Source organism: Stenotrophomonas maltophilia, from assembly GCF_013464915.1.
Taxonomy (GTDB): Bacteria; Pseudomonadota; Gammaproteobacteria; order Xanthomonadales; family Xanthomonadaceae; genus Stenotrophomonas; species Stenotrophomonas maltophilia_AT.
Map to the genome: position 1 here is coordinate 1 of NZ_RAVT01000005.1, position 20,867 is coordinate 20,867.

Annotated in this window: 18 protein-coding genes; 6 read left to right on the top strand and 12 right to left on the bottom strand. The window is 67.6% G+C overall.

Going from position 1 to position 20,867, the window contains the following annotated elements:
- Positions 1-115: 115 nt before the first annotated feature.
- Complete coding sequence (locus D7T59_RS01420; RefSeq protein WP_180851243.1) at positions 116-922, bottom strand: TOBE domain-containing protein; 807 nt, start codon at positions 920-922, stop codon at positions 116-118.
- A 182-nt stretch (positions 923-1,104) separates the two neighbouring features.
- On the opposite strand from D7T59_RS01420, the gene D7T59_RS01425 reads away from it, so the two are divergent.
- From D7T59_RS01425 to D7T59_RS01450, 6 genes are read left to right on the top strand one after another with little or no spacing between them, the layout of a single operon-like run.
- A complete protein-coding gene (locus D7T59_RS01425) occupies positions 1,105-3,087 on the top strand; it encodes a TonB-dependent receptor plug domain-containing protein (RefSeq protein ID WP_180851244.1) in 1,983 nt (660 codons plus the stop codon).
- A gap of 2 nt (positions 3,088-3,089) precedes the next feature.
- On the top strand, positions 3,090-3,632 hold the full coding sequence (locus D7T59_RS01430; protein ID WP_164136300.1) for a DUF2478 domain-containing protein: 543 nt from the start codon (positions 3,090-3,092) through the stop codon (positions 3,630-3,632).
- Complete coding sequence (locus D7T59_RS01435; protein WP_180851245.1) at positions 3,629-4,666, top strand: ABC transporter substrate-binding protein; 1,038 nt, start codon at positions 3,629-3,631, stop codon at positions 4,664-4,666. Before D7T59_RS01430 ends, D7T59_RS01435 begins: the two co-directional genes overlap by 4 nt.
- A gap of 2 nt (positions 4,667-4,668) precedes the next feature.
- Positions 4,669-5,682: a FecCD family ABC transporter permease gene (locus D7T59_RS01440; RefSeq protein ID WP_164136302.1), complete on the top strand. Its 1,014-nt coding sequence runs from the start codon at positions 4,669-4,671 to the stop codon at positions 5,680-5,682.
- Entirely contained in the window at positions 5,679-6,455 is a 777-nt protein-coding gene (locus D7T59_RS01445; protein WP_180851246.1) for an ABC transporter ATP-binding protein, read from the top strand. Before D7T59_RS01440 ends, D7T59_RS01445 begins: the two co-directional genes overlap by 4 nt.
- Positions 6,452-7,252, top strand: coding sequence for a class I SAM-dependent methyltransferase (locus D7T59_RS01450; RefSeq protein ID WP_180851247.1), 801 nt, complete (start codon positions 6,452-6,454; stop codon positions 7,250-7,252). Before D7T59_RS01445 ends, D7T59_RS01450 begins: the two co-directional genes overlap by 4 nt.
- A 332-nt stretch (positions 7,253-7,584) precedes the next feature.
- Here D7T59_RS01450 and D7T59_RS01455 read toward each other — a convergent pair whose 3' ends face one another.
- The 11 genes from D7T59_RS01455 to D7T59_RS01505 all read right to left on the bottom strand — a co-directional run bounded on the left by D7T59_RS01455 (position 7,585) and on the right by D7T59_RS01505 (position 20,808).
- Positions 7,585-8,253: a sulfate/molybdate ABC transporter ATP-binding protein gene (locus tag D7T59_RS01455; protein ID WP_180851252.1), complete on the bottom strand. Its 669-nt coding sequence runs from the start codon at positions 8,251-8,253 to the stop codon at positions 7,585-7,587.
- Positions 8,243-8,926: a molybdate ABC transporter permease subunit gene (gene modB, locus D7T59_RS01460; protein WP_180851253.1), complete on the bottom strand. Its 684-nt coding sequence runs from the start codon at positions 8,924-8,926 to the stop codon at positions 8,243-8,245. The genes D7T59_RS01455 and modB overlap by 11 nt, the downstream gene beginning before the upstream one ends.
- Positions 8,927-8,929: 3 nt before the next feature.
- Positions 8,930-9,673, bottom strand: coding sequence for a molybdate ABC transporter substrate-binding protein (modA, locus tag D7T59_RS01465; protein WP_180851255.1), 744 nt, complete (start codon positions 9,671-9,673; stop codon positions 8,930-8,932).
- Between the two features lie 19 nt (positions 9,674-9,692).
- Positions 9,693-10,469: a helix-turn-helix domain-containing protein gene (locus D7T59_RS01470; protein ID WP_164136307.1), complete on the bottom strand. Its 777-nt coding sequence runs from the start codon at positions 10,467-10,469 to the stop codon at positions 9,693-9,695.
- A gap of 11 nt (positions 10,470-10,480) precedes the next feature.
- Positions 10,481-11,695 carry an oxygen-independent coproporphyrinogen III oxidase gene (locus D7T59_RS01475; protein WP_180851256.1) on the bottom strand — a complete coding sequence of 405 codons (1,215 nt, stop codon included), beginning with the start codon at positions 11,693-11,695 and terminating at the stop codon, positions 10,481-10,483.
- A gap of 141 nt (positions 11,696-11,836) precedes the next feature.
- Positions 11,837-13,162: an MFS transporter gene (locus tag D7T59_RS01480; protein ID WP_180851258.1), complete on the bottom strand. Its 1,326-nt coding sequence runs from the start codon at positions 13,160-13,162 to the stop codon at positions 11,837-11,839.
- Between the two features lie 23 nt (positions 13,163-13,185).
- Positions 13,186-14,085, bottom strand: a complete 900-nt coding sequence (locus D7T59_RS01485) for a peptidylprolyl isomerase (RefSeq protein ID WP_180851260.1) — start codon at positions 14,083-14,085, stop codon at positions 13,186-13,188.
- Positions 14,086-14,088: 3 nt separating this feature from the next.
- Positions 14,089-14,796 carry a respiratory nitrate reductase subunit gamma gene (gene narI / locus D7T59_RS01490; protein ID WP_180851262.1) on the bottom strand — a complete coding sequence of 236 codons (708 nt, stop codon included), beginning with the start codon at positions 14,794-14,796 and terminating at the stop codon, positions 14,089-14,091.
- Positions 14,793-15,473 carry a nitrate reductase molybdenum cofactor assembly chaperone gene (narJ, locus tag D7T59_RS01495; RefSeq protein WP_180851264.1) on the bottom strand — a complete coding sequence of 227 codons (681 nt, stop codon included), beginning with the start codon at positions 15,471-15,473 and terminating at the stop codon, positions 14,793-14,795. Before narJ ends, narI begins: the two co-directional genes overlap by 4 nt.
- Positions 15,473-17,014 (bottom strand): nitrate reductase subunit beta, encoded by a 1,542-nt coding sequence (gene narH / locus D7T59_RS01500; RefSeq protein ID WP_180851265.1) that lies wholly within the window; start codon positions 17,012-17,014, stop codon positions 15,473-15,475. Before narH ends, narJ begins: the two co-directional genes overlap by 1 nt.
- On the bottom strand, positions 17,014-20,808 hold the full coding sequence (locus D7T59_RS01505) for a nitrate reductase subunit alpha (protein WP_180851267.1): 3,795 nt from the start codon (positions 20,806-20,808) through the stop codon (positions 17,014-17,016). Before D7T59_RS01505 ends, narH begins: the two co-directional genes overlap by 1 nt.
- Positions 20,809-20,867: the final 59 nt, after the last annotated feature.

The following is a 20,867-nucleotide window of genomic DNA, read 5'->3' on the forward strand; positions in this document are numbered from 1 at the left end:
CCCCCCCCCCCCCCCCSCCCCCCCACCCCCCCCCCCCCCCCCCCGCCCCCCCCCCGCGCCGCCCCCGCCCCCCCCCCCCCCCCCCCCCCCCCCCCCCCGGCACTACCAGACCGCTCTACATCGGCACGCCCACAATCACGCTAGACGCCTTGAACAGTACTGTTGCCGTGCTGCCTACGCGTAGTTCCAGAGCTGCGGTACTGGCGCGGGTGATCACCGCCACCACACTGCAGCCATGGCCGATGTCCACCACCACCTCGTCATTCACCGCGCCCTCGGTGATGCGCTCCACCGTGCCGGCGAACTGGTTGCGCGCCGAGTAGCGCGCGCCCTCGCCCTGCGCCACGATCACCGAGGAAGCTTTCACCAGCGCATAGGCCGGCACGCCCACCGCCAGCCCCAGCGATTCCACGCTGCCATGGGTGATGGTGGCCACCAACGCCAGGCCCGGTGCCACTTCGACCTGCACTTCATCATTCACCGCACCGGTGGCCAGCGCACTGACCCGGCCATGGAACTGGTTGCGTGCACTGGTGATCATGCCGATTCTCCGGATCAGGGCCAGATCCTCGTCCAGCCCGGGGGTGGCCTGCAGCGACTGCAGGAAGGTGCGGTGCGCGCGCTCGACCTCCTCGAAACGGGCGATCAGCTGGTGGCCGCGCTCGGTCAGTCGTGCACCGCCACCACCACGGCCGCCCACGCTGCGCGCGACCAGCGGTTCGCCGGCCGCGGTATTCATCGCGTCCACCGCGTCCCAGGCGTTCTTGTAGGTCATGCCCATGCGCTTGGCGGCCTGGCTGATCGAGCCACACGCATCGATCAGGCCCAGCAGCGCGAAGCGTCCGCGACCGCCCACGCTCTGACCGGCAATGCTCAGCCACAGGTTGCCCTGCAGTTCCAACGGCGGCTCGGCCTCACTCATCGTGCATCGATCCCTGCGTTCGCGAGAGCGACCAGTGTACGGCGTGACCGCCCTGCACCGGGCTTGATATCGATCAAGGTGGCCGTGCCGGCCAGCGCCGAGAATCCCCGGGTCGGTCATCAAGTTGACCCCTGCCAACCGTTATATCATCTTGGATATAACGAACCCGAGGACTCGCGAGGATGCGTACCTGTCGTTTCGTTCTACCCCTGTCCGTCCTGCTGCTCCCGCTTGCCGCCACCGCGGCCGACACTGCCTCGCCGCCGGTGTTCACCCTGGGCACGATCGACGTGCATGCCGAGCGCGGCACGTCGCCCACCGTGGCAGAGCGCAGCCTCGACGCCGAACGCATCCAGCAGCTCGACCGCAACACGGTCGGTGATGCGGTCAGCGTATTGCCGGGCGTGAGCCTGGCGCGCAACTCGCGCAACGAGGACATGGTCTACCTGCGCGGCTTCGACGCACGCCAGGTACCGGTGTTCCTCGATGGCATTCCGCTGTACGTGCCCTATGACGGCTACGTGGACTTCGGCCGTTTCACCACCTTCGACCTGGCCGAGATCCAGGTCGCCAGTGGTGGTGCCTCGCTGCTGTACGGGCCGAACATCCTCGGCGGTGCGATCAACCTGGTCAGCCGCCGCCCGGAGCGTGCGCTGGAAGGCGACGTGCGGCTGGGCATCGCCGATGGCGGCGAGCGCAAGGCGGCGATCAACCTCGGCGGGCGTCGTGGCGACTGGTACTTCCAGCTCGGTGCGTCGATCCTGAAGGCCGATGAGTTCCGGCTGCCGAAGGGCTTCGTCGACTACAAGCGCGTGCCCACCGACACCGGCAAGGACCGCCGCAACGCCTCGCGCGACGATCGCCGCCTGTCGTTCAAGCTGGGCTACACCCCGCGCGAGGGCGACGAGTACGCGATCGGCTACGCGCGCCAGGACGGCGAGAAGGACAACCCGGTCTACACCGGCACTGCGCGCAGCGGCATCCGTTACTGGCGCTGGCCGTGGTGGGACAAGGACAGCCTGTACTTCATCGGCAACACCCGCCTGGGCGAGCACACCACGCTGCGCACCCGCGTCTACCGCGACACCTATGGCAACGGCCTGGATGCCTACACCGACGGCACCTACCAGGTGGCGATGGACAACAGCAGCTTCCCCAGCATCTACGATGACCGCACCGTGGGCGGCTCGGTGACCCTGGCCACCACGGCGCTGCCGCGCCAGGAACTGCAGTTCGCGATCCACTACAAGGAAGACCAGCACAGCGAGCGCAACCCGCACTCGCCCACCAAGGATTTCCGTGATGTCACCACGTCAGTGGCGATCGAGGACCGCATCGCGCTGACCGACACCTCGCACCTGCGCGTGGGCATCGGCCATGACCGCCGCGACGCCAAGCGCGTGTACTTCTGGCCGACCGGCAGCACCGATGCCACCAACGCCGTGCTGGAGTACGTGCAGCAGCTGGCACCGGACCAGCAGTGGTATGCAAGCGCCGCGCGGCGCACGCGTTTCCCGACCATCATGGACCGCTACTCGGCGCGCATGGGTGCGGCACTGCCCAACCCGGATCTGAAAGCCGAGCATGCCACCCACTTCGAGGTGGGCCTGCGTGGCCGCTGGTGGGAAGGTGGCCAGCTGCAGGCGGCAGTGTTCCAGAGCCGCATCGATGACCTGATCCAGAATGCGGTAGTGGCCTCGCGCGAATGCGGCGGCAGCACCTGCAACCAGGCGCAGAACGTCGGCAAGGCCCGCCACCAAGGTGTCGAACTGGGCCTGCGCCAGCGCATCGGCGACGACTGGGACCTGCAGGCCAGCTACACCTGGCTGCGCCGCACCAACCTGGAAGACCGCAGCGTGGCCCTGCTCGACAGCCCGCGCCAACGGCTGTTCATGGCGGTGGGCTGGCAGCTGCTGCCACAGCTGAAGCTGCAGGCCACGCTGGAAGCCGAGCAGGGCCGCAAGGTCAGCTACGCCGATGCCGCACGTCCGGTGCGCGAGCTGCCCGGCTATGGCATCACCGGCCTGAAGGCCAGCTGGAGCCCGCGCGACGCCTGGGATTTCGACCTCGGCGTGCGCAACATCGGTGACACATGGTACGAGCTGGCCGACGGCTACCCGATGCCGGGCCGCACCTGGTTTGCCAACGCCAACTGGAGGTTCTGAGCATGATCGCCATACAGGCCCCGCGCATTGCCGCGATCGTGCATGACCACAGCGGCGAACCCGATGCCCTGCTGGCCGCGTTCGCCGCACGCCAACTGGCCGCCGGCCACCGCGTGCGCGGGCTGGTGCACCTGCCGCACGAACCCACCGCCAACGGCAACAAGCGCATGGCACTGATGGACGTGACCGATCCCGGTTCGCGTTATCCGATCAGCCAGGCGCTGGGCCCGGCCTCCTGTGGCTGCAACCTGGACCCGGGCGGCATCGCCGATGCCAGCGTGGTGCTGCGCCGCGCGTTGCAGGACCGCGCCGCGCTGGCCATCGCCAACCGTTTCGGCACGCTGGAATCGGAAGGGGGCGGCATGGCCGATGAGCTGCTGGCGCTGATGCTGGCCGGCATCCCGTTGTTGACCGCGGTGAAGCTGCCCTACCTCGACGCGTGGCGCCAGTTCACCGGCGGCATGGCCGTCGAGCTGCCCGCCGATGACGCGGCATTGCAGGCCTGGTGGGATGCCTGCCGCACCGCACCGGAGGCCGCCGCATGAGGCGGCGCGCCCTGCTGCAGGCATTCGCGCTGGCACCGTTGCTGGTCGCCAATGCCAAGCTGCTGGCGATGCCGGCGCAGCGCGTGCTGCGGCTGGGTGCGCCCAAGGCCACGCCCAAGCGCGTGTTCGCGGCCGGTCCACCGGCTGCGGTACTGCTTGCCGCGGTGGCACCCGAACGCCTGCTCGGTTGGCCGATGAAGGTATCGCCCGAGGCACTGGCGCAGCTGCCGGCAGCGCTGCGCACGCTGCCGGTGGTCGGTCGCCTGGCCGGGCGCGGCAGCACGGTCAGCCTCGAGCGCCTGCTGGCAATGCAGCCGGACCTGGTACTGGATGCCGGTGACTTCGACGCCAATTACCGCGACTCGGCCGAGCGGGTCTGGAAGCAGACCGCGATTCCGTTCGAGCTGATTGCCGGCCGCCTGCCCGATCATCCGGCGCAGCTGCGCCACGTCGGCAGGCTGCTGGGTGTTGCCGCACGTGGCGAAGCACTGGCGCAGGCGGCCGAAGCGCAGCTGGCACTGGTGCGTGAGGTGCTGGCGACGCGTCCCGCTGCGACGCGGCCCACCGTGTACTACGGGCGTGGCAGCGACGGCCTGGAAAGCGGTCTGTCCGGTTCGATCAACACCGAAGTCATCGAGTTCTGTGGCGGCCGCAACGTGGCCGCCGGTGCCGGCGCCGGGGGCCTTGCCCGCGTGTCATTCGAGCAACTGCTGGCCTGGGATCCGGATGTGATCCTGACCCAGGATGCCGGGTTCGCTGCACGCGCGGCGCAGGATCCACGCTGGCGTGCCCTGCGCGCCGTGCGCGAGCGTCGCCTGCACTGCGCACCCGTACTGCCGTTCGGCTGGCTGGATGGCCCGCCCGGCGTCAACCGCCTGCCCGGCCTGCCGTGGCTGCTATCCAGGCTGCATCCGGGTGCAGTGCCGGCGCTGGCGCCTGCCGCGCTGCGCGCGCGCATCGGTGCGCTGCATCAGCTGCTGTGGGGCCAGCCATTGCCCTCCGCACTGGCACGCAGCCTGGATGCGAACCTCTGAGCATGCGCACGCTTCCACGCTGGGCCTGGCATGCCGGTGGCTGGAGCCTTCTGCTGGCGATGCTGCTGCTGGCGTTCTCGGCCGGCCAGTTTCCGGTGCGTCCGGCGGCGCTGCTGCATGCGATCGGCTGGCAGCTGTTCGGCATCGGCGAACCCAGCCCGCCTGCGGTGCAGGCCGCGCTCTGGCATATCCGACTGCCACGCGTGCTGGCCGCCGTGCTGATCGGGGCAGTGCTGTCGGCGGCCGGCGCGGCCTACCAGGCCATGTTCCGCAATCCGCTGGTGTCGCCGGACATCCTCGGGGTCTCGGCCGGCGCGGGCCTTGGCGCTTCGCTGGGGCTGTTCCTCGGCCTGCCGATGCTGCTGGTGCAGGGCATCGCCTTCGCAGGCGGGCTTAGTGCGGTGGGCCTGGTCTGCCTGGTGGCGGCGCTGGTGCGGCGGCATGATCCGGTACTGGTGCTGGTGCTGGCCGGCGTCGCGGTGTCTGCGTTGCTCGGTGCCGGCATTTCACTGCTGAAGCTGCTGGCTGATCCGTACACCCAGCTGCCGTCCATCACCTTCTGGCTGCTGGGTGGCTTGAACGCGGTGGTCATCGACGACCTCAAGGTCACCGCGCCATTGCTGCTGATCGGGCTGCTGCCGCTGGTGCTGCTGCGCTGGCGAGTGAACCTGCTAGGCCTGGGTGATGAAGAGGCCAGCGCGCTGGGCGTGGCGGTCACCCCGCTGCGCTGGACGCTGATTGCCGCCGCCACGCTGTGCACCGCGGCAGCGGTGTCACTGGCCGGCATCATCGGCTGGGTCGGGTTGGTGGTTCCGCATATCGCGCGGCTGCTGGTCGGTGCTGATTTCCGCCGCCTGCTGCCGGCCAGCCTGCTGCTTGGCGCCAGCTTCCTGCTTGCCGCCGATACGCTGGCGCGCACCCTGGCGCCGATCGAACTGCCACTCGGCATCCTCACCGCCTTCGTCGGCGTGCCGTGTTTCCTGCTGGTGCTGGCACGCAGCGAGCGTCGCCCATGAATGCTGCGGCCCCGCTTCTGGCGGCACGTGGCCTGGTCATCGGCCATGCCGGCGTGGCACTGGGCGTGCCGTTTGCACTGTCGGTGCAGCCCGGCGAGGTGCTGTGCCTGCTTGGCCCGAACGGCTGTGGCAAGACCACCCTGTTCCGCACCCTGCTCGGCCTGCTGCCTGCGGTACGCGGCGAAGTGGACCTGCAGGGCTCGCCGCTACGCGCGCATGATCGCGCCGCCCGCGCCCGCCGCATGGCGTACGTGCCGCAGGCCGCGCCGCTGCCCTTTGCCTGGCGCGTGCGCGAGGTGGTGGCGATGGGCCGTGCCGCGCACCTGGGCCTGCTGTCCGCACCTGGCCGCGCCGACGAGGCCATCGCCGATGACTGCCTGCGCGAACTGGGCCTGCAGGCGCTGGCCGAACGTACCGTCACCACGCTCAGCGGTGGCGAACGCCAGCTGGTACTGATCGCACGTGCACTGGCCCAGCAGGCGCAACTGCTGGTGATGGACGAACCCACCGCCAGCCTCGATTTCGGCAACCAGCTGCGCATCCTCGACACCGTGCGCCGCCTGGCCGAGCGTGGCATCGGCGTGCTGCTGTCCACCCATCAGCCGCAGCACGCGCTGCAGGTGGCCGACCGCATCGCGTTGATGTCCGCTGGCAGCCTGCAGGCGCTCGGCCCTGCCCGCGAGGTCGCAACGCCCGAACACCTCGCCACCCTGTATGGCGTCGATGCCGCACGCGTCGCCGCCGCCCTGCCCGCTTCCGGAACTTCTACATGAATACACCGCTACCGACCCCGATCGACCACAGCGCACGCTATCGCCAACACCTGCAGGCCTGTGGCTTCCGGGCCAAGCCGGCCAGTGCCTGGGACGCGCGTGCCGCACAGTCCAGCTGGAGGCGCCGTCACGACGACTACAGCGAGGCGTTCCTCGCCCGGCTTGATCTTTCTGGCGTGGCCACCGTGCTCGACGTGGGCTGCGGCCCCGGGCTGCTGAGCCTGCCGATCGCTACGCAGGTCGGTCATGTGCATGCGCTCGACTACAGCACCGGCATGCTCGACGGCCTGCGTGCCGCCATCACCCGCGACGGCGTTTCCAACGTCACGCCTTGGGCGCTGTCGTGGACCGACGACTGGCGCGACGTGCCGCGCTGTGATCTGGCCATTGCCTCGCGCTCGCTGATGGTGGCGGATCTGGAGGCCGCGCTGCGCAGGCTGGATGCGCACGCCCGCCAGCGTGCCTGCATCACCTTCGCCACCGGTCCTCGGGCCGGCGTACCGGAGTTGGCCGAGCTGCTTGGCCGTGATTGGGTGCCGATGCCCGATCATCGCTACCCGATCAACATGCTGCTGGACATGGGACGCGAGCCGCAGCTGGACTACCTGCCCGAATCGGTGCGCGACGTCGCGCAGGATGCCGACGGCCTGGTGCGCCAGGCCGTGGAGCTGTTCGGTGCGCTGGATGCGGATGAGGAGGCACGCGTACGTGCATGGCATGCACGCTCGCCACAGCATCGTTTCGGCATGGCGCCGACGCGGCGCTGGGCGTTCATCCAGTGGGCGACGAACGGTTGAACCGGTAGAGCCGGCCGCTGGCCGGCTGCTCCGGAATCCGTGGTTGCCGGCCAGCGGCCGGCACTATCATCAGATGCAACCAACCATCGCCTGTACGTCACGGAACCCCTGAACCGGTAGAGCCGGCCGCTGGCCGGCTGCYCCGGAATCCRTGGTTGCCGGCCHGCGGCCGGCACTACCATCAGATATGGCCATCCATTGCCCGTGCGTCGCGAAACCCCTGAACCGGTAGAGCCGGCCGCTGGCCGGCTGCCCCGGATTCCATGGCTGCCGGCCAGCAGCCGGCACTACCATCAGATGCAACCAACCATCGCCCGCGCGTCCATCACGGATCAACCGCCGACGATGCGGCCGTCCACCACCCGTGCTACCTGCTGGCCGAACATGGCCACATCCTGCGGGTCGTGGCTGATCAACAACAATGGGATGCCGGTCTTGTCCAGCACGGTCTCAAGCTCCTGGCGCAGGTGCTGGCGAAGATCATGGTCAAGCGCAGAGAACGGCTCATCCAGCAGCAGCGCCTGCGGCTGCGTCACCAGGGCCCGCGCCAGCGCCGTGCGCTGGCGTTGGCCACCGGAGACCTGCGAGGGCAGCAGATCGCCCACCGTGTCGATGCGGAATGCGTGCAACCACTGCTCCACTGCGTCGAAGCGCTGGCGGGCGCGCGGATTCAACCAGCCCTTCTGCAGACCGAACGCCACGTTCTGGCGCACGCTCAGATGCGGGAACAACGCATAATCCTGGAACACGTAGCCCAGCCGACGGCGCTGCGGTGGCAGGTCCACGCCGGCCGCCGCGTCAAACAAGGTCTGCCCCTGCAGGCGCACGTGGCCCTGGCCCGGCCGCAGCAGCCCGGCCACTGCCTTCAGGGTCAGGCTCTTGCCGGCACCCGAGGGGCCGAACAGCACTACCTGCCGCTGCGTGCACTGCAAGGCTACGTCCAGCATGAAATCCTGGCTGGCCGCCTGCAGCCGACGCTGCACCTGCAGGTCAAGCCACATCGCGCATCTCCCGGCGACGCCCACCCACCAGCCGCGCGGCCAGCAGCAGGATCACGATGCAGACCACCGAGGTCAGGATCACCAGCGCGTTGGCCTTGCCATCCTGCCCGGCCTGCACCGCCTCGTAGATGGCAATCGACAGCGTCTGCGTGCGGCCAGGAATGCTGCCGGCCACCATCAACGTGGCACCGAATTCGCCCATCGCGCGGGCGAACGCCAGCAGCAGGCCGGCGAGGATGCCGCGCCAGGCCAGCGGCAGCGTGATGCGGAAGAACACCGCCGCTTCGGACACACCCAGCGTGCGTGCGGCCTGCTCAAGCTGACCGTCCACTTCCTCGAACGCCGCGCGTGCCGGCTTGAATACCAGCGGCAGCGAGGCCACCGCCGCAGCGATCACCGCCGCCTGCCAGGTGAACACCAGGTTGATGCCGAACCACGACTGCAGCCAGGCGCCGATCGGGCCGTTGCGGCCGATCAGCACCAGCAGGTAATAGCCCAGCACCGTTGGCGGCAACACCATCGGCAGGGTCAGCAGCGAATCCAGCAGCTCACGGCCGGGAAAGCGCCGCCGCGCCAGCAGCGCGCCCAGTGCCACGCCCAGCACCAGATTGATCGCGGTGGCCCAACCGGCCACCTTCAGCGACAACCCCAGCGCGCTCCAGTCGAGATCCATGCCTCAGGGCTTACCGAACCCGTGCTTGGCCAGGATCGCCTGGCCCTGTGCCGAACGTACGAAGGCGGTGAAGCGCTTGGCTTCGGCCGGCTGCGCACTGGCCTTGGTCACCGCCAACGGATAGGCAATGCGCCCCGACACCGGCACCGCGAAGGCACGGCGCACCCGGTCGGGCATCGCCTGCGCATCGGTGGCGTAGACGAAGCCGGCATCCACCTCACCGCGCGCCACGTAATCCAGCGACTGGCGCACGTTCTGCGTGGTGATGGTCTTGCCCTGCACCGACGGCCACAGGCCCGCCGCTTCCAGCGCGCCCTTGGCATAGCGGCCGACCGGCACGCTGTCCGGGTTGCCCAGTGCGATGCGCTGCACGCCGGCACCAGCCAGGTCCTTCAGGGTACGCGGCGCAGTCTTGGCCTGCGGCGGCACCACCACCCACAGCGCATTCACTGCGAACACCTCGCGGGTACCGGCCGCCAGCAGGTCCTGCTGCTGTGCCTGGTCCATCGTGGTTTCATCGGCCGACGCGAACACATCCACCGGTGCGCCACGGCTGATCTGCTGCAGCAGCACGCCGGACGCGGCGAAGTTGAAATCGACCTTGGTCCCCGGGTGCGCCTTCTCATAGGCGGCGCCCAGTTCGCGGAAGCTCTCGGTCAGGCTCGATGCCGCCGACACCGTCAGGTCGGCCGCCCAGGCCGGCACCGTGGCCAGCAGTCCCAGCAACAACAGTCCAGCTCGCTTCATCGTAGGCTCCCGGCCAGGTTCAGTTCGGATCGGATTCGTCGGCCACCGCCAGCGCCGCCAGGCGCTCGGGCTGCAGCAGCAGGATCTCACGCTGCTTCACCGCGATGATTCCATCATCGCTCAGGCGACGCAGCACGCGGCTGGCGGTTTCCGGCGCCATCCGCAGGTAATTGGCGATCTCGGTACGCGCCATCGTCAGGTTGAAGCGCGTGGCGGAAAAACCACGCCGCGCGTAACGCTCGGACATGTCCAGCAGGAACGCGGCCATGCGCTCTTCGGTACGGTGGTTGGCGGCCAGGGTAGCGACCTTGCCGATCTCCGCACTGAGCAGGCTGAACAGCTTGGCCTGCAGACCCGGCATGCGCGTGGCCAGCGAGCTCAGCTTGGGGAACGAGATGCGGCACAGGTGCACCGTATCCAGCGCCACCGCATTGCAGGGGAAGCGCGAACCGTGGATCGCATTCAGGCCGATCACTTCGCCCGGCAGGCTGAAGCCCAGCACCTGCTCGTTGCCCTGGCTGTCATCGACGAAGGTCTTGACCATGCCGGCGCGTACTGCGGCGATCGAATCGAACGATTCGCCGGCGCGGAAGATGTAGTCACCCGCATGGAACGGACCGACGTGGTCAACCAGCACATGCAGCTCGCCCAGCGCGGTCTTGTCATAGCCCTGCGACATGCAGGCATCGGAAAACGCACAGGTACTGCAGAAGTGCAGCGCGTCGCCGTCATCAGCGGCGGCAGGGTTCGGCGTGGCCCGGCCGAGACGGCCCTGGGAAGGCGGAGTTGAAGACATCGAGGCAGGACTCAAGCGATGGCGGCCGCCGGCCGGAAGCATGCGGCCATCATACGCCACAGCAGCCGCCCTTCTTCGGCCAGCCGCAGTACGCGCCCATCCCAGTGTGCCCAGCCGCGCGCCAGCAACGGTGCCAATGCCGGCAGCTGCTCGGCGAAGCATTCTTCGAACGGTTCATCGTTGCGCCATTCGAAGGCAGCCGCATCGAGCGCGTGATCGCAGGCGATGCTCTGCGCCACCTCGGCCGCCAGTCGCTCGTCTTCGGACAGGATCAATCCGGCAGACACGCCCATGTGCCCGGCCTGCAGCCGCGCACGCCATTCGCCCAGTTCGTCCTCCAGGCGGTAGAACACCTCGCCGATCTGGCTGCAGGCGGACAGGCCAAGCCCGATGAAATCGCTGCGGTCGCGGCGTGGCGCGCCGGCCAGGTCACAATGACGCTGGCCATCGCCCGGGCCATGCGGGTTGGGCAGGTCGCCGCGCTGATAGTGATCGCCACCGATCGGCTCGTAACCTGCTGCGCGCAGCAGGCGCCAGCTCTGCAGCCATCGTGCGGCCGAAGGATGTTCCGGCAGTGCGAACGGCGCCGGCAACAGGATGCGCTCGGGCGCTTCGGCCAGCACCTCATGCAGTCGTTCGATGAAGCCGGTGTCCTCGCTGCCGGGCACCCGCAACTGGTAGTAGCGCGCGGTAAAGCCGACCTGTCGCGCCTGTGCCAGCAGGGTCGGCCCCGGCGCATCGGCACGGTCGATCACGTTCAGGCGGGTACAGCCGACCGCACGCAGCTGCGCCGGTGACAGCGCACTACCCGCGTCCAGCCGCACTTCCACTTGCGGGCGCGCCACGGTGCGCAGGTGCTGCGGCACCGCATCCAGCAGCTGGCCCAGCTGGGGCGGTGGCAGCGTCTCGGCCAGCCCCAGCTGCAGTACCATCGCCGCTACCTCGCGATCTTCAGCCAGCGCGCCGGCCTGCAGGCGCAGCGCCAGCAGCAGGGTGTCCAGATACGCCTGCGCTGGCGCATCGCGTCCACCACGACCAACCTGGAAGCCGAGCGTCAAGCCACGCGGGATCAGGTGCTCGTTGCTGGCGCGCACGGCGCCGCGCCACCCGCTTTCGCCAAAGCCGGTACTGAACTGGTCAGCCGGCGGAAACAGCACGTGTCGGGGCTGCCGCAGCAATGCCGCCTGCAGCGCAGTGTCCTCGCTCTCGTCAACGTGGAAGCTCATGGCAGACATCTTCGGGCGTTCCTCTTCGCGTGGCCCTGATTGAAATCAAGCGTGGCGCATCGGTGGGTTCATGCCGGCCMGCGGCCGGCACTACCCCTTCACCCACCACTTGGTAGTGCCGGCCGCTGGCCGGCAACCCCCTCAGCCACCGCGCACCCGCTCGGCCGCGGCCGCATCAATGGCTTCGGGCAGGTCGGTCTCGCGGTCGATCTGCGGGAAGTGGCGACGTTCCATGCGACGGATCGCGAAGTGCATCCATGCCAGTGCAGCCGCCACCAGCACGAACAGCAGCATGAAGCAGCTGCTCCAGATGCCCACTGCATCGTTCAACGCGCCGAACACGATCGGCAGGATGAAGCCACCCAGGCCACCGATCATGCCGACCACGCCGCCCACGGCACCCACGTGCTGCGGGTAGTACACCGGAATGTGCTTGTAGACCGCGGCCTTGCCCAGCGACATGAAGAAGCCAAGCACGAACACCAGCACGGTGAACATCACCACGCCGATGGCCAGATGGAAGTGGATCGGGCCATGGATGCCCTTCACCACATACTCGGTATCCGGGTAGGCCAGCAGGAAGGTGCAGATGGCCGACACGCCGAAGGTCCAGTACATCACCCGGCGCGCACCCATCCGGTCCGACATCCAGCCACCGACCACGCGGAACAGGCTGGCCGGGATCGAGTAGCACGCCGCCAGCATCCCAGCGTGGCCCACGTCCATGCCATAGGCGCCCACCAGGTAGTGCGGCAGCCACAACGCCAGCGCCACGAAGCCGCCAAACACGAAGAAGTAGTACAGCGAGAACCGCCAGACCTGCAGGTTCTTCAGCGGTGCCATCTGCTCGGCAAACGGCACCGGCTTCACGCCTTCGCGGCGGCGCTGCTCCAGCGACGGATCTTCCTTGCTGAAGAGGAAGAACAGCACCGCAGTGACAGCCAGCGCAACGGCCCAGACCTTGGCAACCATGGTCCAGCCGGCCGCCACCATCACCAGCGGCGCCAGCAGCTTGGTCACCGCCGAGCCGATGTTGCCGGCACCGAAGATGCCCAGTGCGGTGCCCTGCTTGCTGGCCGGGAACCACTTCGATACGTAGGCCACGCCCACCGAAAAGTTGCCGCCAGCGATGCCCACGCACAGCGCGGCAATCAGGAACTGGGTGTAGGTCTGCGCGTAGGTCAGCATCCAGGTGGCCACGGCGCCACACAGCATCACCAGCACCATCACCTTGCGGCCACCGAACTGGTCGGACCAGATGCCCAGGAAGACGCGGCTGACCGAACCGGTCAGCACCGGCGTGGCGATCAACAGGCCGAACTGGGTGTCGTTCAAACCGAGCTGTTGGCTGATCTGGATGCCGATGATCGAAAAGATCATCCACACCGCAAAGCACACGGTGAAGGCGAACGTGCTCAGCCACAGCGCACGTTGCTGCTGCCCGGCACTGGCGGGGGCCTGGTTCATGGGGTCTCCTCGTTCAATGGGGTTCAGCCGATATCCGCGTCGGCTTCAATCTCGTCCAGCCCGCGCACCGGGTAGCGCTCCTGCAGCTGCAGCAGGTAGGCCTGCACCTCGCGCTGCCGCACCTGCAGCTCCAGGTAATCACGCAGCTGTGGCAGCACCGCCTCGAACGGCTGTGGCTGGCCTTCCTCGCGGGCATCGACGCAGACCACGTGGTAGCCCCAGCGCGATTCCACCGGGAAACCGGCCAGGCCCTCGCGCAGGCGGAACACCTGGCGGTCGAACTCCGGCGTGGTCTGCCCGCGCTGCAACCAGCCGAGGTCGCCGCCCTCGCTGCTGGAGGGGCAGCGCGAATGGCGCAGGGCGAAATCGGCGAACAGGTGCGGCGACTCCTTCAGCAGCCCGACCAGCCGCTCGCCTTCGGTGCGTGCGGCGAAGCGCCCGGCCACGTCGTCGGCCGGCGCGGCCAGCAGGATATGGCGCAGGCGCACGCGGTCAGGCGAGCGGAATCGCTCCGGATTCTGCTCGAAGTAGCGGCGGCAGTCTTCGTCGGTCGGCACGCGGTCTTCGATCGCGTCCTCCAGCAGCTGCTGGATCAGCACTTCCTCGTCGCTGACCCGGTTGCCCTCCGGTGCCTGCAGGCCCAGCCGCTGCGCTTCCAGGCGCAGCAGCTCGCGCACCACCAGTGCACGCGCCGCCTCGGCCCGTGACTGTTCCGGGCGCATCGCCCGGTGGTGCTGCATCTCGCGGGCGATGTCAGCCTCGCTGATCGCGGTCTCGTCCACGAACAGCCGGCACGGTGCCGGCTGACCGAGCGAGCGTGGCCCCTGCGCTGCCGCGTCATGGTGATGCGAATGCGCCTCGGCGGGAACCGGTGCGGCGGAGTCGATCACGGTGATCGGTAGGAATTTCGGCAGGCTGCCCATGACTTACTCCCGCGGACCGTAGCGCAGCGTGGCCTGGCGGCGGCGCACCACCTGGTAGGGCCGCCACAGGTAGCTGATCGGAATGCTCCACACGTGCACCAGGCGAGTGAACGGCGCAATCAGGAACAGGGTCAGGCCCAGGAAGATGTGCATCTTGTAGACCCAGCTGACGCCCTCGATGTAATCAGCGGCACCGGCGCGGAAGGTCACGATGTGCTGCGCCCATTCGGCCAGCTGCACCATCACCCCACCGTCAAGGTGGCCGGACGACACCCGGATGCTGTACAGGCCCAGGCACAGCTGGGCGAACAGCAGTACCAGAACCAGGGTGTCACCGAAGCTGCCGGTGGCCCGTACCCGCGCATTGAACAGGCGGCGTACCAGCAGGATGCTGATGCCGATGAAGCACAGCGCGCCGAACACACCACCGACCACCATCGCCAGCACCTGCTTCTGCGACGAGGTGATGAAGTGCTCGTACACCGCGTGCGGGGTCAGCAGGCCGACCAGGTGGCCACCGAGGATGGCCAGGATGCCGATATGGAAGCAGTTGCTGCCGATCCGCATGCCCTTGTCCGACAGCATCTGGCTGGAGCCGGTGCGCCAGGTGTACATGGCCTTGTCATAGCGGGCCCAGCTGCCGATCAGCAGCACTGCCACGGCGATGTACGGGTAGTACTGGAAGGCGAATTGATGCAGGGAGTAACTCATGGCTGGACCTCTCGATGCGAAGGACGGGCCGGCGAACGCACGGGCGGCTTGCAGTCTTCGGCAGGGGCTTCGGCGCCGAAGCGCACCGCCTCCTCCTCCCACAAGCGGTCCATGGCCTCGGCGGTATCGTCGCGGACTTCTTCGCTGGCACGCTGGCGCAGCGCCTGCAGATCGGCCTTGCCGTCACCGGCTTCGACCAGGATCTCGAACAGCACCCGGTGCGGCAGCTCACGCTCTGCAGCACGCGCCGCCAGCATCCCGGCGATGTGGCCGATGTGGTGCAGCCATTCGCGGGCCTCGCTGCCGGGGCGATGGGCCAGGAACTCCAGCAGCAGCGGCAGGTAGTCCGGCAGCTCGCGGGCATCCAGTTCGAAGCCGTTGCGGCGGTAGGTTTCGACCAGATCGACCATGGCCTGGCCGCGGTCGCGCGACTCGCCATGGATGTGTTCGAACAGCAGCAGGCTCATCGAGCGGCCGCGGTCGAAACTGGCCAGCCACGCCGCCTGCGCATCCAGCGCGTCGGTGGCCAGCAGCTGCTGCACGAAGCTGCGCAGCTGCTGGCGGCGGGCGGCGCTCAGCGCCGGGTCGTCACAGGCGGCGAGCAGTTCCTCGCCGTGCTGCCACAGTTCTTCACGGGGGTAGTCCAGCAATACCCCGACCAGCTTGAGCACGCTCATCACACCACCTCCTTGCGGTGGTTCGGGCCCTTGTCCACCACGAAAGTGGTGGTCTTGCGCTGGCCGAACAGATCGGCCGGGCTGTCACCATTGCAGCCGTTGCCGAAGGTGAAGCCGCAGCCGCCGCGCTCGCCGAAGGCATCGTTGGCGTACTCGCGGTGGCCGGTCGGAATCACGAAACGGTCCTCGTAGTTGGCGATGGCCAGGTAGCGGTACATCTCTTCCACCTGGGCGATGCTCAGCCCGGTCTGTTCCAGCACCGCGGTGTCTTCCACGCCGTCCACGTTCTTGGCCCGACGCCAGGCACGCATCGCCATCAGCCGCTCCAGCGCGCGCACCACCGGCGCCTCGTCACCGGCCGTCAGCAGGTTGGCCAGATAGCGCATCGGAATGCGCAACGAAGCCACGTCCGGCAGCTCGCCGCTCATGCCCACGCGGCCACGTTCGGCGGCGGACTGGATCGGCGACAGCGGCGGCACGTACCAGACCATCGGCAGCGTGCGGTATTCCGGGTGCAGCGGCAGCGCCAGCTTCCAGTCGATCGCCAGCTTGTACACCGGCGACTGCCTGGCCGCATCCAGCCAGCTGTCCGGGATGCCCTCCTTGCGCGCAGCGGCGATCACCGCCGGGTCATTCGGGTCCAGGAAGATGTCCAGGTGGGCCTGGTACAGGTCTTTCTCGGCGGCCACCGAAGCCGCATCGGCAATACGGTCGGCGTCGTACAGCATCACACCCAGGTAGCGGATGCGGCCCACGCAGGTTTCCGAGCACACGGTCGGCTCGCCCATCTCGATGCGCGGGTAGCAGAAGATGCACTTCTCCGACTTGCCGCTCTTCCAGTTGTAATAGATCTTCTTGTACGGACAGGCCGACACACACATGCGCCAACCGCGGCACTTGTCCTGGTCGATCAGCACAATGCCATCTTCCTCGCGCTTGTAAATCGCGCCCGACGGGCACGCCGACACGCACGCCGGGTTCAGGCAGTGCTCGCACAGGCGCGGCAGGTACATCATGAAGGTCTTCTCGAAGGCGCCGTAGATCTCCTTCTGCACCTGGTCGAAGTTGTAGTCGCGCGAGCGCTTGCTGAACTCCGAACCCAGGATCTCCTCCCAGTTCGGGCCCCACTCGATCTTCTGCATGCGCTCGCCACTGATCAGCGAGCGCGGCCGCGCGGTGGGCTGGTGCTGGCTGTCCTTGGCGGTGTGCAGGTTCTGGTAGTCGAAATCGAACGGCTCGTAGTAGTCGTCGATCTGCGGCAGGTCCGGGTTGGCGAAGATCTTGGCCAGCATGCGCCAGCGGCCACCGGCGCGTGGCACCAGCTTTCCGGCGCGGGTACGCACCCAGCCGCCGTTCCACTTGTCCTGGTTCTCCCATTCCTTGGGGTAGCCGATGCCCGGCTTGGTTTCCACGTTGTTGAACCAGGCGTACTCGACGCCCTCGCGCGAGGTCCAGACGTTCTTGCAGGTGATCGAGCAGGTATGGCAGCCGATGCACTTGTCCAGGTTCAGCACCATCGCGATCTGTGCACGGACCTTCATCACACCACCTCCTTCGCAGCTGCAGGTACTGACTCGCCGGTCGCTCCTGCGCGTCCTACGCCCGCGACACTCGAACTTCCTTGTTCATCGTCCAGCCAATCGATCTTGTCCATCTTGCGCACGATCACGAACTCATCGCGGTTGGTGCCGCAGGTGCCGTAGTAGTTGAAACCGTAGGCCAGCTGCGCGTAGCCGCCGATCATGTGGGTGGGCTTGAGCACGATGCGGGTCACCGAGTTGTGGATGCCGCCGCGGGTTCCGGAAATCTCCGATCCCGGCACGTTGATGATGCGTTCCTGGGCGTGGTACATCATCGCCATGCCCGGCATCACCCGCTGGCTGACCACCGCTCGCGCAGCGATCGCGCCGTTGACGTTGAACAGCTCGATCCAGTCGTTGTCGACGATGCCGGCGCTGCGTGCGTCATCCTCGCTGATCCATACGATCGGGCCGCCACGCGACAGCGTCTGCATGATCAGGTTGTCGCTGTAGGTGCTGTGGATGCCCCACTTCTGGTGCGGGGTGATCCAGTTCAGCACGATCTCCTTGTTGCCGTTCGGGCGCTGGTTCAACAGCGGTTCCACCGTGCGCGTGTTGACCGGCGGCCGGTAGCCCATGAAGGCCTCGCCGAAGTCGATCATCCACTCGTGGTCCTGGTAGAACTGCTGGCGGCCGGTCACCGTGCGCCACGGAATCAGCTCGTGCACGTTGGTGTAGCCAGCGTTGTAGCTGACGTTGTCGTCTTCCAGCCCGGACCAGATCGGCGAGGAGATGATCTTGCGCGGCTGCGCCTGGATGTCACGGAAGCGGATCGCCTCGTGCTCCTTGCCCACCGCCAGATGGGTGTGCTCGCGGCCGGTGAAGGTGCCCAGCGACGCCCAGGCCTTTACTGCTACATGGCCATTGGTTTCCGGCGCCAGGTGCAGGATGACTTCGGCCGCATCGATCGCAGTCGAGATCGCCGGCCGGCCCTGGCTGACGCCCGCCTCGTGCACGGTGTGGTTGAGCTTGCCGAGGAATTCGACCTCGTGCTTGGTGTCCCAGCTCATGCCCTTGCCGCCGTTGCCCAGCTTGTCCAGCAGCGGGCCCAGCGAGGTGAACTTGCGGTACAGGTTCGGGTAGTCGCGCTCCACCACCGTCATCGACGGCATGGTCTGGCCCGGGACGGCCTCGCACTCGCCCTTCTTCCAGTCGGCCACGCCGAACGGCATGCCCAGTTCGTTGGGGGTGTCGTGCAGGGTCGGCACCAGCACCAGATCCTTCTCCACGCCCAGCACACCGGGCGCCATCTCGCTCACGGTGCGGGCGACCTCCTTGAAGATCTCCCAGTCGCTGCGCGATTCCCAGGCCGGATCCACCGCCTTCGACAGCGGGTGGATGAACGGGTGCATGTCCGAGGTGTTGAGGTCGTCCTTCTCGTACCAGGTCGCGGTCGGCAGCACGATGTCCGAGTACAGCGCGGTGGTGCACATGCGGAAGTCGAGCGTGACCAGCAGGTCCAGCTTGCCTTCCGGCGCCTCGTCACGCCACGTCACTTCCTCCGGCTTGATCGCCCCCATCTCGCCCAGATCCTTGCCCTGCAGCCCATGGCGCGTACCCAGCAGGTGCCGCAGCATGTATTCGTGGCCCTTGCCCGAGGAACCGAGCAGGTTCGAGCGCCAGATGAACATCATCCGCGGGTGGTTCTGCTGTGCATCCGGATCAGCGAAGGCGAAGTCCAGAGAGCCGTCCTTGAACTTGCCCAGCGCGTAGTCGGCCGGGGCAACACCCGCCGCTTCGGCCTCGCGCACCAGCTGCAACGGGTTGCGGTCCAGCTGCGGCGCACACGGCAACCAGCCCATGCGCACCGCGCGCAGGTTCAGGTCGGCCAGGCTGCCGCTGTACTTGCTGGCATCGGCCAGCGGCGACAGCAGCTCATCCACCTGCAGCTTCTCGTAGCGCCACTGCCCGGTGTTGAAGTAGAAGAACGACGTACCGTTCATGTGGCGCGGCGGGCGGCTCCAGTCCAGGCCGAACGCCAGTGGCTGCCAGCCGGTCTGCGGGCGCAGCTTCTCCTGGCCCACGTAGTGCGCCCAACCACCACCGGTCTGGCCCACGCAACCGCACATGATCAGCATGTTGATCAGGCCGCGGTAGTTCATGTCGTTGTGGAACCAGTGATTCATGCCCGCGCCGACGATGATCATCGAACGGCCATGGGTCTTGTCGGCGGTACGTGCGAACTCGCGGGCGATCTCGATCACCTCGGCGCGCGACACGCCGGTGATGCGCTCCTGCCAGGCTGGGGTGCCCGGCACCATGTCGTCGAAGCTCGATGCCACGTTGCCGCCGCCAAAGCCACGGTCCACGCCGTACTGGGCCAGCAGCAGGTCGTAGACAGTGGCCACCAGGGTTTCGCCACCCTCGGCCAGGGCCAGGCGACGCACCGGGATGTTGCGCTCAAGCACGTCGTCGGCCGGCGCGGCAGTCCAGCCATCGGTCTCGATGCCACCGAAGTACGGGAAGCTCACCGCTTCGATGCCTTCATGGCCATCGGCCAGGCTCAGGCGCAGGCGCGTCTCGGCGCCCCTGCTCTCCTTCTCCTCGATGTTCCACTTGCCCTTCTCGCCCCAGCGGAAGCCGATAGAGCCGTTCGGCACCACGATCTGGCCGCTGGTTTCGTCATAGGCCAGGGTCTTCCAGTCGGGGTTGTTGGCTTCGCCCAGCCCGCCCAGTTCACTGGCGCGCAGGAAACGGCCCGGCACCAGGCGGCCATCGTCGCGGCGCTCCAGGCGCACCAGCATCGGCATGTCCGAATACTGGCGGCAGTAGTCCTGGAAGTACTGCGAAGGCGAATCCACATGGAACTCGCGCAGGATAACGTGGCCAAAGGCGAAAGCCAGCGCCGCATCGGTGCCCTGCTTGGGGTGCAGCCAGTGGTCGGTCAACTTCGCCAGCTCGGAATAGTCCGGGCAGATCGCCACCGTCTTGGTGCCGTTGTAGCGCGCCTCGGTGAAGAAGTGCGCATCGGGCGTGCGCGTCTGCGGCACGTTCGAGCCCCAGGCGATGATGTAGCGGCTGTTGTACCAGTCGGCCGATTCGGGCACGTCGGTCTGTTCGCCCCAGATCTGCGGCGATGCCGGCGGCAGATCGCAGTACCAGTCATAGAAGGACAGGCAGGCGCCACCCAGCAGCGACAGGTAACGCGCACCGGCGGCGTAGGACACCATCGACATGGCCGGAATCGGCGAGAAGCCCACCACGCGGTCCGGGCCGTACTGCTTCACCGTGTACAGGTTGGAGGCGGCGATGATCTCGTTGGCCTCTTCCCACTGCAGGCGCACGAAGCCGCCCATGCCACGGCGGGTCTTGTACGAGCGTGCCTTCTCCTTGTCCTCGACGATGCTGGCCCACGCGTCGACCGGGGCCTTGCTCTTGCGCGCCTCGCGCCACAGGCGCAGCAGCGTGCCGCGGATCAGCGGGTACTTCAGCCGGTTGGCGCTGTACAGGTACCAGGAATAGCTGGCGCCACGCGGGCAGCCACGCGGTTCATGGTTGGGCAGGTCCGGGCGCGTGCGCGGGTAATCGGTCTGCTGGGTTTCCCAGGTGACCAGGCCGTTCTTGACGTAGATCTTCCAGCTGCATGAGCCGGTGCAGTTCACGCCGTGGGTGGAACGCACGATCTTGTCGTACTGCCAGCGGGCGCGGTAACTGTTTTCCCAGTCACGGCCTTCGCTCTTGGCGAATCCGTGGCCATCGGCAAAGGTCTGGGGATCACGCTTGAAGAACTGCAAGCGATCGAGGAAATAACTCATCGGGGGTCTCCCTTTGCGGACATCGGCATCGTGGCTGTGTGTGTCATCTGGCTGCGGTG

Coding starts and splice junctions, on each gene's coding strand:
- D7T59_RS01450 (WP_180851247.1), top strand. CDS start 6,452: ATGAATACACCGCTACCGACCCCGATCGACCACAGCGCACGCTATCGC.
- D7T59_RS01430 (WP_164136300.1), top strand. CDS start 3,090: ATGATCGCCATACAGGCCCCGCGCATTGCCGCGATCGTGCATGACCAC.
- D7T59_RS01470 (WP_164136307.1), bottom strand. CDS start 10,469: ATGTCTTCAACTCCGCCTTCCCAGGGCCGTCTCGGCCGGGCCACGCCG.
- D7T59_RS01425 (WP_180851244.1), top strand. CDS start 1,105: ATGCGTACCTGTCGTTTCGTTCTACCCCTGTCCGTCCTGCTGCTCCCG.
- narI (WP_180851262.1), bottom strand. CDS start 14,796: ATGAGTTACTCCCTGCATCAATTCGCCTTCCAGTACTACCCGTACATC.
- narJ (WP_180851264.1), bottom strand. CDS start 15,473: ATGAGCGTGCTCAAGCTGGTCGGGGTATTGCTGGACTACCCCCGTGAA.
- narH (WP_180851265.1), bottom strand. CDS start 17,014: ATGAAGGTCCGTGCACAGATCGCGATGGTGCTGAACCTGGACAAGTGC.
- D7T59_RS01435 (WP_180851245.1), top strand. CDS start 3,629: ATGAGGCGGCGCGCCCTGCTGCAGGCATTCGCGCTGGCACCGTTGCTG.
- D7T59_RS01420 (WP_180851243.1), bottom strand. CDS start 922: ATGAGTGAGGCCGAGCCGCCGTTGGAACTGCAGGGCAACCTGTGGCTG.
- D7T59_RS01455 (WP_180851252.1), bottom strand. CDS start 8,253: ATGTGGCTTGACCTGCAGGTGCAGCGTCGGCTGCAGGCGGCCAGCCAG.
- D7T59_RS01440 (WP_164136302.1), top strand. CDS start 4,669: ATGCGCACGCTTCCACGCTGGGCCTGGCATGCCGGTGGCTGGAGCCTT.
- D7T59_RS01480 (WP_180851258.1), bottom strand. CDS start 13,162: ATGAACCAGGCCCCCGCCAGTGCCGGGCAGCAGCAACGTGCGCTGTGG.
- D7T59_RS01505 (WP_180851267.1), bottom strand. CDS start 20,808: ATGAGTTATTTCCTCGATCGCTTGCAGTTCTTCAAGCGTGATCCCCAG.
- modA (WP_180851255.1), bottom strand. CDS start 9,673: ATGAAGCGAGCTGGACTGTTGTTGCTGGGACTGCTGGCCACGGTGCCG.
- D7T59_RS01485 (WP_180851260.1), bottom strand. CDS start 14,085: ATGGGCAGCCTGCCGAAATTCCTACCGATCACCGTGATCGACTCCGCC.
- D7T59_RS01475 (WP_180851256.1), bottom strand. CDS start 11,695: ATGAGCTTCCACGTTGACGAGAGCGAGGACACTGCGCTGCAGGCGGCA.
- D7T59_RS01445 (WP_180851246.1), top strand. CDS start 5,679: ATGAATGCTGCGGCCCCGCTTCTGGCGGCACGTGGCCTGGTCATCGGC.
- modB (WP_180851253.1), bottom strand. CDS start 8,926: ATGGATCTCGACTGGAGCGCGCTGGGGTTGTCGCTGAAGGTGGCCGGT.